The sequence below is a fragment of the Arthrobacter sp. fls2-241-R2A-200 genome, from assembly GCF_030209745.1.
GTDB lineage: Bacteria > Actinomycetota > Actinomycetes > Actinomycetales > Micrococcaceae > Arthrobacter.
Genome location: NZ_JARVRJ010000009.1, coordinates 67,564 through 80,630, shown reverse-complemented (window position 1 = coordinate 80,630; position 13,067 = coordinate 67,564). Strand labels below are relative to the sequence as shown.

At 63.6% G+C, this 13,067-nt stretch carries 10 protein-coding genes and 1 riboswitch; of the genes, 3 read left to right on the top strand and 7 right to left on the bottom strand.

The features are described from left to right. Window position 1: 1 nt before the first annotated feature. From QRN42_RS10360 to QRN42_RS10335, 6 genes are all read right to left on the bottom strand, one after another. Window positions 2-2,011, bottom strand: coding sequence for an ArnT family glycosyltransferase (locus tag QRN42_RS10360; protein ID WP_284979102.1), 2,010 nt, complete (start codon window positions 2,009-2,011; stop codon window positions 2-4). 2 nt (window positions 2,012-2,013) lie between these two features. After that, window positions 2,014-4,044, bottom strand: a complete 2,031-nt coding sequence (locus QRN42_RS10355; RefSeq protein ID WP_284979101.1) for a glycosyltransferase family 39 protein — start codon at window positions 4,042-4,044, stop codon at window positions 2,014-2,016. Beyond that, on the bottom strand, window positions 4,041-5,369 hold the full coding sequence (locus QRN42_RS10350; protein WP_284979100.1) for a glycosyltransferase: 1,329 nt from the start codon (window positions 5,367-5,369) through the stop codon (window positions 4,041-4,043). The genes QRN42_RS10355 and QRN42_RS10350 overlap by 4 nt, the downstream gene beginning before the upstream one ends. 171 nt (window positions 5,370-5,540) lie before the next feature. Beyond that, window positions 5,541-6,419, bottom strand: coding sequence for an aggregation-promoting factor C-terminal-like domain-containing protein (locus tag QRN42_RS10345; protein WP_284979099.1), 879 nt, complete (start codon window positions 6,417-6,419; stop codon window positions 5,541-5,543). 6 nt (window positions 6,420-6,425) lie between these two features. Then, a riboswitch (cyclic di-AMP (ydaO/yuaA leader) is annotated at window positions 6,426-6,583 on the bottom strand. 99 nt (window positions 6,584-6,682) lie between these two features. Then, entirely contained in the window at window positions 6,683-8,209 is a 1,527-nt protein-coding gene (locus QRN42_RS10340) for a sensor histidine kinase (RefSeq protein ID WP_284979098.1), read from the bottom strand. Between the two features lie 3 nt (window positions 8,210-8,212). Next, a complete protein-coding gene (locus QRN42_RS10335) occupies window positions 8,213-8,953 on the bottom strand; it encodes a response regulator transcription factor (RefSeq protein WP_284975648.1) in 741 nt (246 codons plus the stop codon). Between the two features lie 201 nt (window positions 8,954-9,154). Between QRN42_RS10335 and QRN42_RS10330 the strand changes: the two genes are divergently transcribed. The 3 genes from QRN42_RS10330 to QRN42_RS10320 all read left to right on the top strand — a co-directional run bounded on the left by QRN42_RS10330 (window position 9,155) and on the right by QRN42_RS10320 (window position 12,164). Continuing rightward, window positions 9,155-10,078, top strand: a complete 924-nt coding sequence (locus QRN42_RS10330; protein WP_284979097.1) for a hypothetical protein — start codon at window positions 9,155-9,157, stop codon at window positions 10,076-10,078. 613 nt (window positions 10,079-10,691) lie between these two features. After that, window positions 10,692-11,558: a winged helix-turn-helix domain-containing protein gene (locus QRN42_RS10325; protein ID WP_284979096.1), complete on the top strand. Its 867-nt coding sequence runs from the start codon at window positions 10,692-10,694 to the stop codon at window positions 11,556-11,558. Between the two features lie 81 nt (window positions 11,559-11,639). Continuing rightward, a complete protein-coding gene (locus tag QRN42_RS10320; protein ID WP_284975645.1) occupies window positions 11,640-12,164 on the top strand; it encodes a SixA phosphatase family protein in 525 nt (174 codons plus the stop codon). Here QRN42_RS10320 and QRN42_RS10315 read toward each other — a convergent pair. Further along, window positions 12,161-13,048, bottom strand: a complete 888-nt coding sequence (locus QRN42_RS10315; RefSeq protein ID WP_284979095.1) for a LysR family transcriptional regulator — start codon at window positions 13,046-13,048, stop codon at window positions 12,161-12,163. The genes QRN42_RS10320 and QRN42_RS10315 overlap by 4 nt on opposite strands. Window positions 13,049-13,067 lie beyond the last annotated feature (19 nt).

Here is a 13,067-nt window from a genome sequence, read left to right as displayed (position 1 = left end):
CTCAGCCGTGGAGGCTGTACACCGTGGTGTTGCCGATCGTTTGGGCTTCATAGTTTGCCGCCACCCAGGCAGCGATCTGTGTCGCGGTATCGGATCCGCTATCACCGCGCATCATCTGGCTGGCGATGAAGTAGTGGATCTTTCCATCCGTCACATCTTGCTGGAATTGGGCGAGCGTGGGAGACGGATCAGTGCCGTTGAAGCCGCCCACGGCCATCACCGGCAGTCCCGTGGCCAGTTGGTAGCCGGCCGCATTATTGGAACCCACGACGGCGGCGGCCCACGTATAGCTGCCGGCGTCGGTTTGGAGGGCAGCCACCACGTCGGACGATGGCGCCGCCGTGTCGAGCAGGCCGCCCATGCCTCCGCCAGGGCCACCAGCTGGACCCGCTCCGGTCCCGCCAAGCGCTGCGTTGGGCCGTGTGATCCCTCGCGGGGGCCGATTACCGCCGAACCCCGGACCGAATCCAGCAGTGACTGCAGGACCGGCGCTCACGATCGCGCCGGTATGCGGAACCGAGGCTGTGGCTACAGAATAGGCCAGTGGCCCGGTGAGGGACGCTGCGATGGCGAGCCCCGCCGTCGTGCGGGTCACCAGCACCGAACTCCAGCCGCCCGGGACGAGCAAGGCCGCCCCGGCGGCGATTGATCCAAGCAGAATGATCCAGCGCAGCCAGGGCAGGAAAGTCGGGGCGCTGGCCAAGACGGAGTTTGCCGTCAGCCCGGCGGCCACGACGGCCAGGGCCAGAACCGCTGCGGTGGACACCTGGGATCGGCGCTGCCAGAGGAGGACACCACCCAAACCGGTCAGCCCGGCGATTCCAGGCGCCAGCGCCACCGCGTAATAAGGGTGGATGATTCCCGCCATGAAACTAAAGACCAATCCCGTCACCAGCAACCAAGAACCCCACACCAGCACCGAAGCGTGGACGACATCCGTGCGGGGCGCCCTGCGACCGAGCCAAAGGAGGGCCCCGCCGAGGATCAGGGCCGACGGAATCAGCCAAGCGATCTGACCGCCGAACTCTGCCCCGAACATGCGGAACAGCCCTGGTTGGCCCCAACCGTTACCGCCCCCGACGCTGCCGGTCTCGTCGCCGTTCAGGCGGCCGAATCCGTTGTAACCGAAGGTCAAATCCATGATCGAGTTGTCCTGCGACCCGCCTATGTAGGGCCGTAGCTGGGCCGGTACAAGCTCGACGGCGGCAAGCCACCAACCAGCCGATACCGCCATGGCACCGGCCGCGGCAAGCAGGTGCATCACACGTTTGCCCACTTTGGGTTGGGCTGCGATGAGGTAAGCGAACGCAAAGCCAGGGACAACCAAGAGGACTTGCAGTTGTTTCGTCAGGAATCCCATTCCCAAGAAGACACCTGCCAGCACGAGCCAGCGCATCCGCTGCTCCTGGATAGCCCTCAGTACGCCGTATGCGGCTGCGGTCATGAGGAGCACCAGCAAGGCATCGGGATTGTTGAAGCGGAACATGAGCGTGGCTACCGGAGTCAGCGCCAGGACCGCAGCAGCCAACAGGCCGGCGCGGTGGGCCATACGATCATTGCCCGTGGCTGGCAAAGCGGCCCTTCGGACTGCCAAATAGAGGATCCACGCTGTGGCGACCCCCATGAGCGCTTGAGGTACCAGGATGCTCCACGAGTTGAGCCCGAACAGCCGAACGGACAGCCCGGTCACCCAGAGCGCAGCGGGTGGCTTGTCTACCGTGATGGAGTTTGCAGCATCGGATGAGCCAAAGAACCAGGCCGTCCAGTTCTGGGCACCGGCTTGGGCAGCGGCCGAGTAGAAGGCATTTGCCCAGCCCGAGGCTCCCAATCCCCATAAGTAGAGAAGTGCGGTGCCCACCAGCATCGAGGCCAACTCCAGCCGCTGCCGCCGGGATCCTTGACGGAACGTGCGGAAGCCGCGTCTGGTACCGTTCGTGTCGCGGATGCGGTCCCGGTCGCGGTTGCCTGGATTAGTGGAGTGGTCGGTTCCCTGGGCGGTGGATGCTGTCACAGTTAGCCCACCAACTTGTAAACGGTGGAGTTGCCAACAGTTTGGGCGGTGTAGTTCGCGGCTACCCAAGTCGCTACCTCGGAGTTGCCGCCACGGCCGCCAAAGCCCCCACCACCACCGGCGCCACCGCCGGAGATGAAGTAACTGATTTGGCCTTTATTCACCATGTCCTGGAATTCGGCCAATGTTGGGTAGGGGTCGCCGCCATTCCAACCACCCAGTGCGATCACGCTGGTGTCCGATGCCAGTTCCAAGCTCGCTGCTTGGCTCGCTCCTGAAACGATCGCCGACCATTTGGTGTTGGTGGACTTCAAGAGTGTTGCCAGATCCGCGTTGGCGGTGCCTTCGCCACCCGGGCCGGCCTGGCCGCCGGGGAACGCGGCGGCGTCGCCCAAACCATCCCGGGCGATGCCACCAAATCCGGCGCGGCCACCGAAGGCGCCGTTTTGGGCACCGGAGGGTCCGGACATCGGGATTGAGCCCGTGTGTGGTGTTGCGGCGGTAGCAAGAGTCCAGGCGGTAGTGCCCAGGCCGCCCGCCAGGAGCGAGATGATGACGACGGCGGCGGTCGGAGCCCGTTGCGCCCAGCGGTTGGTTCCACCGCGTAGCCGCATCGTATCCACCCGGAGCAGGAGCCCCGCGGCAGCCAGTACGCCCAGCACCACCACGGCAACCCTCAGCCATGGCAGCCAGGAAGCGTCGCGACCCAGCAGCACTGCGGACCACAGGGCGCTGCCCAACACAACAACGGACAGCGTTATCCGGGCGGCCCAGAAGGAGCGTCCACGCCAGAGTTCAACGCTCCCTATGCCGATCAGTGCGGCGATGGCTGGAGCCAGGGCCACTGCATAGTACGGATGGATGATGCCCGTCATGAAGCTGAAAATCCCTGCAGTGACCAGCAACCAGCCGCCCCACATCAACAGCGCAGCCCTGCTTCGTGATGTCCTGTGCTCGCGGCGGGTGAACCAAAACCCAGCCGCCAGCAAGATCAGGGCAGCAGGCAGGAGCCAGGAGACTTCGCCGCCAAAGCTCGTGCCGAACATGCGGCCTATGCCGGCAACTCCACCGAAACCAGTGTTCCCCCCGCCGCCAGCGCCCGCCCCGAAACCACCGCCCCCGGGGCCGCCGCCTGCCGCACCGCCGCCTGCGCCGCCGTCGCCCGAGCCGGTGATCCTGCCCAGGCCGTTGTAGCCAAATGTGAGCTCCAGGAAGCTATTGGTTTCGGAGCCCGCCATATACGGCCGAGCGGAAGCTGGAGTCAGTTGGAAGATTGCGATGTAAGTCCCTGCGACCACCACGATGCCGCCCGCTGCGCCGAGTAAGTGGAGGATTCTGTTCCGCAGGGTGGTAGGAGCGGCCCACACGTACGCCAGAGCAAGGCCCGGAACGATCAAGAAGCCCTGCAGCATCTTGCTCAGAAATGCCAGGCCGATGACGGCGCCCGCGGCCGCGAGCCACTTCCAGCCGGCCTTTTCGATCGCTCGGGTGGTCAGGTAGGCCGCCAGAACCAAGCAAAGGGTGAGCATGGCGTCGGGATTGTTGAACCGGAACATCAGTGCTGCAACCGGTGTCAGAGCCAAGGCGGCTCCTGCGATCAGCCCTGCTGCCGGCCCGGTCACGCGTTTGACGGCCAGATAAAGGAAGCCGACGGCGGCAACTCCCATGAGTGCCTGCGGCACCAACATGCTTGCGGGGGAAAAGCCAAAGACGCGACCCACCAGTGCCGGGATCCACAACGACGCCGGCGGCTTGTCCACGGTAATGGCATTGCCGGCGTCGAGCGAACCGAAAAGCAACGCAGTCCAGCTTTTGGTACCGGCTTGTACGGCTGCGGCGTAGAACGAGTTGCCGTAACCGCTGGCGGCGAGGTTCCACAGGTACAGGAACGCGGTCGCTACGAGCAGGCCTGCGGCGGACGGCCGGACCCAACGGGGCTGACCGCCAAAGGCGATACGCTCCCACCGGGTGTGGTCGCCGCCGGCTTTAGCGGGAGTGGCTTGGACTTGCGGCGAAATCAGGGCGGTGCTCATGATGCGGACTCCTCGGCGACTGATTCGGTGGTTGGCTTACGGAAGACCCAGAGGCGGAACAGCAGGAACCGTGCGGCCGTCGCGAGGAGGTTGGCAGCCACGACGGTGCCCACCTCCACCCAGGCGGTCGGCGTCGTGGTTCCGTGCACTAAGGCAAGCGCTCCGGAGGTGAGGGCCAGCCCGATGCCAAAGACAATCAGGCCTTCAAAGTGATGCCGGGCAGGGTTGCCGCCTTGGATGCCGAAGGTGAAGCGCCGGTTGGCGGCCGTGTTGGCGATCGCTGTGATCAGGAGCGCCAGGAAGTTGGCGAGCTGCGGGTCCATGAAACCTCGGCAAAAGAGGAAAATTGCCAAGTACGCCACAGTGGAAGCGGCGCCGATCGCGCCAAACCGGACCAGTTGGCCGAAGAGGCTGCTTTTTGGCGTCAGCTCGGCAGTTCGCGAGGAAGCGGGGAGCGGGCCGCGGGCCAATGCTGCGCGGAGTTCGGGGACCGGGATTCGCCCGGTCACCAGGTCACGCGTGAGGCGCGCCATCCCTTGAAGGTCGGCTAAAGCGGTACGTACGACGTCGACACTCGAGTTGGGGTCGTCCGTCCAGTCAACCGGGACTTCATGGACCCGGAGGCCGCAACGCTCGGCTACTACCAGCAATTCGGTGTCGAAGAACCACGCGTTATCCAAGGTGTGCGGGAGCAGCCGATGGGCAACGTCTGCGCGGATGGCTTTGAAGCCACATTGCGCATCGGAGAAGCGGGCCCCCATCAAGGTGTGCAGCAGCATGTTGTAGCTGCGGGAGACGAATTCCCTTTTGGGACCGCGGACCACCCGGGAGTTGCGGGCAAGGCGGGTGCCGATGGCGAGGTCTGAATGACCCGAAATGAGGGGCGCAAGGAGCGGGGCAAGGGCGGCCAGGTCGGTGGAGAGGTCGACGTCCATGTAGGCCAAGACCGGCGAGGGCGAAGCCAGCCATACTTGCCGCAGCGCGTTTCCACGGCCTTTTTCCTCGAATCGCATCACCGCGATTTCCGGGATTTCCCGGCCAAGTCTTTCCGCGATCCGGAGGGTGTTGTCCGTGCTTGCGTTATCGGCCACGGTGATGCGGAAGCTGTGGGGGAACGTGTCCGCAAGGTGCGCGTGCAGCCTGCGGAGGCAGGCTTCAACGTCGCTTTCCTCGTTGTGGACCGGGATTGTCACGTCAAGGACCGGAACGGCGGTGTGGGTATCAACCGGAGAGCGCCGCGCTTGCGCAAGCGGTACAGCGGAGGATGCCGGGTCCCATTGACGTGGGCTTGGTGGTGCGCCTGTTGCCGGATCTGTGAGCGTCATGTATCCAGCGTGGGGCAGCCTCGTATGAGTGCTTTAGGCGGAAGCTGTGATGTGACTGTGAAACCGGAATTGCCGCACCGTCCCCAGTGCCTACTGCAGCGGATGCTGTAGTGGACATGCAGGGACAGTGCGGCAATCAGGGCCAGTGCGGCGATGGTTAGCCGTGGTGGTTTAGTACCAGTTATTGGCCAAGTGGAACGCGAGGGCAGCCGAGGGGGAGCCGTAGCGTTGCTTGATGTAGTCCAGCCCCCACTTGATTTGGGTCTGGTAGTTGGTCTGCCAGTCAGCGCCGGCAGTAGCCATCTTGGAAGCGGGAAGGGACTGGACAATGCCGTAGGCACCGCTGGAAGCGTTGGTCGCGGTGGTCCGCCATCCTGATTCCCTTTCCCACAGGGCGTCCAAGGCGGTCATTTCGCCCTGGCTCCAGCCGTAGCTGGAGAGAATGCTTGCTGCATAGGCCTTGGCGCCGGCAGGATCGTCTACAGCCACGGGGGTGGCGGCAGCCTGCGCGGCAGCAGCGGTCTTGGCGGCGGCAGCGTCAGCCGCCTGCTTGGCGGCAGCATCGGCAGCAGCTTTTTGTGCGGCAGCGGCTTGGTCCGCAGCGGCCTTGTCAGCTGCTGCTTTCGCTGCTGCTGCTTGGTCGGCAGCAGCTTTGTCCGCTGCTGCCTTATCTGCCGCAGCCTTGTCAGCTGCTGCCTTGTCTGCAGCGGCCTTGTCGGCAGCGGCCTTGTCTGCAGCGGCCTGCCTGGCGGCGTCGGCCTTTGCTACAGCTTGTGCCACAGCGTCCTTAGCCTTGCTGTCAGACTGTGCGGACGACTGGGTCTCCGCTGCCTTGCTCATTTCAGGAAGAGTGAACGCTGCATTCGCGGCCTGGCCCAGCGATGCAACACCCAGCCCTGCGGCGATAACGCCGGCCACTACCGACATGCGGTAGCCGCTTTTACCCCGGCGGGCAGCGTTCTTTAGGACGGACTGCGACTTGGTCAGGGGTGTGCTGTGTTCGTCACGGTGGCGCGCGGAAGGGCGCGCCTGATCGTTAAATTCAGACATGGTTTGATTGCCTCTCAGCGCCTGCGGAGTTAGCTGTCGGGTTCGGATGAGGTCATCCGGCCGCGCATCACGCTGCGGCTTCACCCCAAGGGCCGGCACTAGGCCTGGCCCGGAGACTCTGGGTCCCCCGTCTCTGCCTCAAAGAAGAACGGACTCCGGGAAGTGGCAGAGCTCGGCGCATCCCGGAAGTGGGCCAGTTGGAGCGACCCACCCTTTCGACGGTACAGGACCCTTCGCCCAAAGTCACATTTAGGTAACAGAGATCACGATTGCGGAGAGTCGGCTTGCTCGTTTCGTTGCGTCAGTCCGGTGTTCATTGACGGAAGACGCAAGGCGAACTCCGTCCGTCCCGGACGGGATGTCACTTCCACGTTCCCCCCATGTGCTCGGACTATGGACTCGACGATGGACAGACCCAGCCCCGAGGTACCTTCGGACCCCGACCTGGCAGCGTCTGCACGGGCAAACCTCGAGAAGATGCGGCGTTGAAAGTCCTCGGGTATGCCAGGGCCGTTGTCCGTCACGGAGACCACGGCGCTGCCGTCTGCCGAAAGCGATACACCGGTCACCACGGTAGTGCCCTGATCGGTATGTTTGCGGGCGTTCGAGAGCAAATTGGCCATCACCTGATGCAGTTGCGTCGCATCTCCCCGGACGGAGATCGGTTCATCGGGAAGCCGCAGTTGCCAGTGATGGTCCGGTGCCATGACTTTCTCGTCATTGACGGTCTCAATGACCAACTGCGTGAGGTCCACATCGGTGACATGCAGGGGTTGTCCCTCATCCAAGCGGGCCAGCAGCAGCAGGTCCTCTACCAGCGTGGTCATGCGCTCCGACTGGCTTTGGACGCGGGCCAACGATTTGCGGCCGTCATCGGTGAAAGTTTCCGTCATCCGCAGCAGCTCTGTGTAGCCACGGATGGCAGTGAGCGGCGTGCGCAGTTCGTGGGAAGCGTCCGCGACGAATTGGCGGACCTTGGTTTCGCTTTGCTGTCGGGCTTCCAAGGCGTTCGCTACGTTGTCCAGCATCTGATTCAGGGCATAGCCGACGCTGCCCACTTCCGTCCCTGGATGCGCGGCCGAAGGCGGCACCCGTACGCCCAGTGCCACCTCACCGGCGTCGAGCGGCAGACGGGATACTTTGGTGGCGACGTCGGCCAGTTGCTCGAGCGGACGCATCGTCCGTCGAATGACCACGGTGCCTGCGAGGCCAATCAAGACAAGGCCACCCAACGACACAAGGACCATGGTCCATACCAGCGAAGCCTCTGTGCTTTGTTTGTCAGCCAGCGGCAGGCCTGTCACGATCACGTCTCCGTAGGGGGTTTCGACGGCGACCAGGCGGTAGTCGCCGTTGGAGAGCGAACGGTCCACGGGCAGGTTCCCGCGGGGGAGTGACAAAAGTACTTGCTGATCCGCGGAGGACAACGCCACCCGGTTGCCGCCGGCATCGATGAGCCCGGAGCTGCTGACCGTGGTTCCGCTGATGCGGGCGTTGAGCGTTCCTGCGCCTTGGCCACGCGCTTCCAGCGGGTCAGGCCTTCCGGACGAGGGAAAGTTCGACGGCGCCCTTCCGAAGTCGTTCGCGCGGCCCGAGGCTTGTGCCAGCTGCATGTCGAGCTGCTTATTGAAAACCAAGTCCATGGACGCGTAGCTCACCAGCCCCACGGCACCGCAAATGGCGACCAAAAGGACCATGGCTACGAGGACCAAGCGGGTGCGCAAATGCCAGGTCGATGGATTGAGCCAGCTACGGTGCGGGGTCTTGGCTACTCCTGAGAGTGTGGTCAATTCTTAGTCCGCGGGCTTGATGACGTACCCCGCGCCACGCACGGTGTGAATCATTGGAGGATGGTTTGCTTCGATTTTCTTGCGCAGGTAGGAGATGTACAGTTCCACGATGTTGGCTTGGCCACCGAAATCGTAGTCCCACACCCTGTCCAGGATTTGGGCTTTGCTGACCACCCTTTTGGGATTTTCCATGAGGTAACGCAACAGGTCGAACTGCGTTGCGGTGAGGGGAATGTCCTCGCCGCCACGGGTGACCTCGCGGGTGTCAACGTTCAGCCGCAGGTCTCCCACCACCAGTTCCGCCGTGTCCATCGCCGCGACCCCCGAACGCTGGATCAGTCGGTGAAGTCGAAGGAGAACTTCTTCCATGCTGAAAGGCTTTGTCACGTAATCGTCCCCGCCGGCAGCTAGGCCCACGATGCGGTCCTGAACCGCATCCTTGGCCGTCAGGAACAACGCCGGCACCTCAGGGGCAAAGGCACGGATGCGGCCGAGGGCCTCGACGCCGTCGAATCCGGGAAGCATGACATCCAACACCAGTACATCCGGACGAAATTCCTTGGCGGTTTTCACAGCGTCCGGACCGTCCACGGCGACGGCCACTGACCAGCCGGCCATCCGAAGCCCCATGCTCATAAGTTCGGCCAAACTGGGCTCGTCATCCACTACCAAGGCGCGGATGGGGGAACCGTCCGGATGGGACAACTGGGGGAGGTTATTGGTCATGGAGTGCGGTGTGGCCATGGGACTACTCTCCAGTCTGCGGGTTTGCCCGCGCTTTGCCCGCCCTGTGAGGACGCTGTGAACTCAAGACTAGCGAGGTGGGAACCCCGAAGCACTCTTATCCACAGGTCACAGGGAAGCCTTCAGTGCCACACAGGATCCGCACAGCCAAACGTCCGATGCTGGGCGTAGTTCCTGATCACACGCTAGATGGAGAGCACCATGAACGAGCAGAACCAGCCACCGGTTAACCCGGGCCCGGCAAACCAGCCACCGGTTAACCCGGGCCCGGCAAACCCGGCGCCGGGTGGGTCGTCCAACGCAGGCTCGGGATGGGCGTGGTCATCCCCGGAAGAGGGCCACAACACCCCTTACAGCCCCCCGTCCGCGGGGTGGGGTGCGCCGCCGTCGGCTGGGGGGAGCGCGCCGCAAGACACCACGCAACAGGTCCCACAGCAGACCAACGCGCCGTCCGCAGGGTGGGGTGCGCCGCCGTCGGGCCCCCAACGCTACGGTTCCCAGCGCCCGGGTTTCGGTAAGGACGCAAAGCCGTGGACTCCCCGGCGAATCCTTGTGGTTGCCGGCGTGGCAGTGGTGGTCGCTGCCGGAACGGCGGCAGGGATCTACACCCTCGGCGGGGGAGCGGGAACGGCGGACGCGGCAAACGTGGCACAGAACCAGAACGGGAATTCGGGACTCAACGGTCAGCCAGGAGGAGGCCAAGTCCCGGGCGGACCTGGCCAAGCCGGGGGAGGATCGGGGTTGCGCGGGGGCAACGGCGCGGGCCTGGGAGGCGGGCTCGCGGCGTCCATCCATTCGGAGTACGTGATCCTCAACGGATCCACCTATGTGACCATGGCCGACCAGCTTGGCGACGTCACCGACGTCTCTGCCACCTCCGTGACGGTCAAAAGCGCGGACGGCTATACCAAGGCCTACGTCCTCAACTCGAGCACCACTGTGGGTGCGGCCACGCGGCAACGTGGCGGCACCACCAGCACCCTGACACTGGCTGACGTCAAAGTAGGTTCCACCCTCCGGGTGACAGCCACCAAAAACGGAGACACCTACACGGCCACGGCCCTGAGGCTGACCACCGCCACAACATCCGGGCAAGGCACGACGTCGGGCCAAGGAACCTCCTAGGGGGTGAGGTTGGCGTCGTGCCGGCGGAGGTCGGCGCGACCTCGAGCAGCGGAGTAGCGAGGACTTTGGTCGGGCGAACGTAGCCCAAGTGACCCTCACTCGTGCAAAAATGCGCTCCGGCCGCCCATGTTGATTAGGCAGCATCTGTTTCAGATCGTGAGATTCAGTGTTGAACCGTAGCAGTCAAATGGATGTCTGCACAGGCCCGGGAGATTCGAATTATGTTCGAAAAAGGAGTTTGAATCGGGCGACTTGACGAATGTAAGGATGCTCATCTTCGGTCTGGCTGAATGGTGATTTAGAGCACACTAGACCTCCGAGTCTCAAAATGTGGACGTTTTCACGCTTTGTTACTTGCGTGTTGCCATTGTTACGTTGCACACTTCCAATGTGAACAAGAACTCAACAGCACCTGCAGCCGCAGCAATCTGGCCCAGCGCACCCGCTGGCGACGAGACCCGCTGTTGTCGAATGCAAGCCTAACTTTCCACCCCAAAAAGTTTCAGGCATTCGCCCCCCAGCCCAGCGATGGGCGCCATCCCCAGAATCAGTGCGGGGACAAACCAGCATTCGAAGCCGCGATGACGGCTATTCACTTTGAGGTAAGCACTCCATGTCAGTTGCATCTGGATACGTCCACATCTCCGTCCGTAACGCCAACAAGGCTGCATCGAACGCAGGGCTTCGCCCCGGTTTTGGTAACCGCCCGGCCTACGCTCCCGCCCCGCAGGGCTCCGGTCAGCAGGCCCCCGGTTACGTTCCGCAGGGCTACAACCCCAACTCGTATGGACAACTGCGCGCCGTCCCGGCAAGTGAGCCCGCTCCCATGACGGCGCCCACTCCAGTGATCGCTCAGTCTGACAGGCTGCGCCCGGTTGCCAACGACACCGTGGCCCGTGGCTTTGTCCTCTACATGGGTATTGACGAGGAGACTGCCGCTGCAGCGGGGACGTCCATTGCCAAGCTCGCCCAGGAAATTCGGGCCTACGCGCAGTCCCTCGTGTCGGGAGCCGAAAGCTACGCAGCCGTCGCGGTTGCCCCGGCCGGCGCGCCAGGGTCCGCACTCGACGTCGTCCGTTCCACGTTCGGTGACCCAACCGTGGCCACCCGGCAGCGCTCGGAGGCATCCCGCCCGGCCCCGCAGCAGGAGGCCCGCCCGTCCGGCGTGCTGATCGACCTTGCCCGCCGCGAAGTGCACTTGGACGGCGAATCGCTGAATCTGACCTTCAAGGAATTCGAACTCCTTAACTACCTCGTCGAAAACGGGACCCGCACCGTGGGCCGCGATGAACTGCTTGAAGGCCTGTGGCGCAACGCCGAAGAGGTGCCGAACGAGCGCACCATCGACGTTCACATTCGCCGGCTCCGCTCCAAGTTGGGACGTTTGGCAAACACTGTGCGCACCGTCCGCGGCCAGGGTTACCGGTTCTACGAGCACCCCGAAGTCATTGTCTGGGCTGCTCCGGAATACTCCATCTAGCTTTCACTGCGATAGCGCCCGTCCCCAGAAGGGGCGGGCGCTTCTGCGTTGCTTGTGCCTTCGCGGTTATAGGGTTGGAGGATGAGCGACCACCACATCAAGCGCTTGGTGATCATGCGCCATGCGAAGGCGGACTGGCCCACAGGGGTGCCCGACCATGACCGTCCTTTGGAGGAGCGCGGCCACCGGGAAGCGCCCCTGGCCGGGAAGTGGTTGCTCAAGCACGGCGTTGTCCCGGACTTCATTCTCTGCTCTTCGGCGCTCAGAACCCGGCAAACGTGCACGTGGGTGTGCAGCGAACTGGGCGATAAGGCTCCGACGCCGAAACTCGAGGATGGCCTGTACTCAGCCTCCGCGAACCGTATGTTGGCGGTACTCAACCACGTTCCGGAGACGGTGACCACCCTGATGGTGATTTCGCACATGCCCGGCGTGCAGGACTTGGCCATGCACCTGGCGTCCCGGGAATCAGATCACGACGCCTACATGGATGCTGCTTCCCATTACCCCACGAGCGCGCTGACGGTCATGGAAACCGAGAAGCCTTGGGCGGAACTGGACGGGCAGGACGCTCGCCTGACGCATTTCAAAGTGCCACGTCCCTAGCCCCGCAGCAGCTCAATGGCCAGCCGGATATTCGGGCTCTGTGCCATCGTCTTCCTGTACACGATGCCTACGGAACGTTGTTGGACTGGGTTGATCACTGGAACAGCGACGACGTTGGACGGCAGGGCCGGGCGGCCAAGCCGCGGAACGAGCGCCACGGCCACACCCTGTTCCACCATGGCGATATGGGTGGAAAAGTCGGGATCGTAGATTCGAATGTCAGGCACACGGCCAAGCCCAGCGAAAATCAGAAGTAGCGCTTCGTTGCAGATGGCACCGGCGGGGGTGCTGATCCAGGTTTCGTTCAGCAGGTCTCCAGGCTCGACGGCGGTTCGGCCGGCGAGTGCGTGCGCGGTGTTCACGATGACATCGGCCTGGTCTACGCAGAGGTCCTCGTGGACCAGGTTCTCCGGAATCACCAGGGGTACGGAATTCCAGTTGTGCACTACGGCAAGCTCTGCTTCGCCAGAGGCTACCCGTTGGACGGCCTCGCGGGGATCTTCGGCAAGCACGGTGACTTCCAAGTCCGGATGTGATTCTGCGATACGTCCGAGCACGGGCCCCACCAGACCCCGGCATGCAGTCGAGAAGGCGACGAGCCGCAGAAGGCCTGCGGGCTTGGCTGGATCTGCGAGCAGCGTTGCCTGCAATTCCTCCAGTTCCCCCATGATGCGACGGCCATATCCGGCCAACGCAACACCCTTCTCCGTGAGCAGGACGCCGCGGCCGTTCCGTTCCAAAACGGCAACTCCGGCTTGCTTCTCCAGCTTCTTGATTTGCTGCGACACTGCCGAGGGGCTGTAGCCCATCACCTCCGAGGCGGCCACCACGGAGCCGTGCTGCTCCACGGCCACAAGGGCGCGCAGCGCCATGATATCGATCATGAAGCAAATCTACATTGTT

Bases quoted from the DNA above. Each gene is read 5' to 3' on its own strand.
- QRN42_RS10345 (WP_284979099.1), bottom strand. From the start codon at position 6,419: ATGTCTGAATTTAACGATCAGGCGCGCCCTTCCGCGCGCCACCGTGAC.
- QRN42_RS10355 (WP_284979101.1), bottom strand. From the start codon at position 4,044: ATGAGCACCGCCCTGATTTCGCCGCAAGTCCAAGCCACTCCCGCTAAA.
- QRN42_RS10350 (WP_284979100.1), bottom strand. From the start codon at position 5,369: ATGACGCTCACAGATCCGGCAACAGGCGCACCACCAAGCCCACGTCAA.
- QRN42_RS10330 (WP_284979097.1), top strand. From the start codon at position 9,155: ATGAACGAGCAGAACCAGCCACCGGTTAACCCGGGCCCGGCAAACCAG.
- QRN42_RS10335 (WP_284975648.1), bottom strand. From the start codon at position 8,953: ATGGCCACACCGCACTCCATGACCAATAACCTCCCCCAGTTGTCCCAT.
- QRN42_RS10325 (WP_284979096.1), top strand. From the start codon at position 10,692: ATGTCAGTTGCATCTGGATACGTCCACATCTCCGTCCGTAACGCCAAC.
- QRN42_RS10320 (WP_284975645.1), top strand. From the start codon at position 11,640: ATGAGCGACCACCACATCAAGCGCTTGGTGATCATGCGCCATGCGAAG.
- QRN42_RS10315 (WP_284979095.1), bottom strand. From the start codon at position 13,048: ATGATCGATATCATGGCGCTGCGCGCCCTTGTGGCCGTGGAGCAGCAC.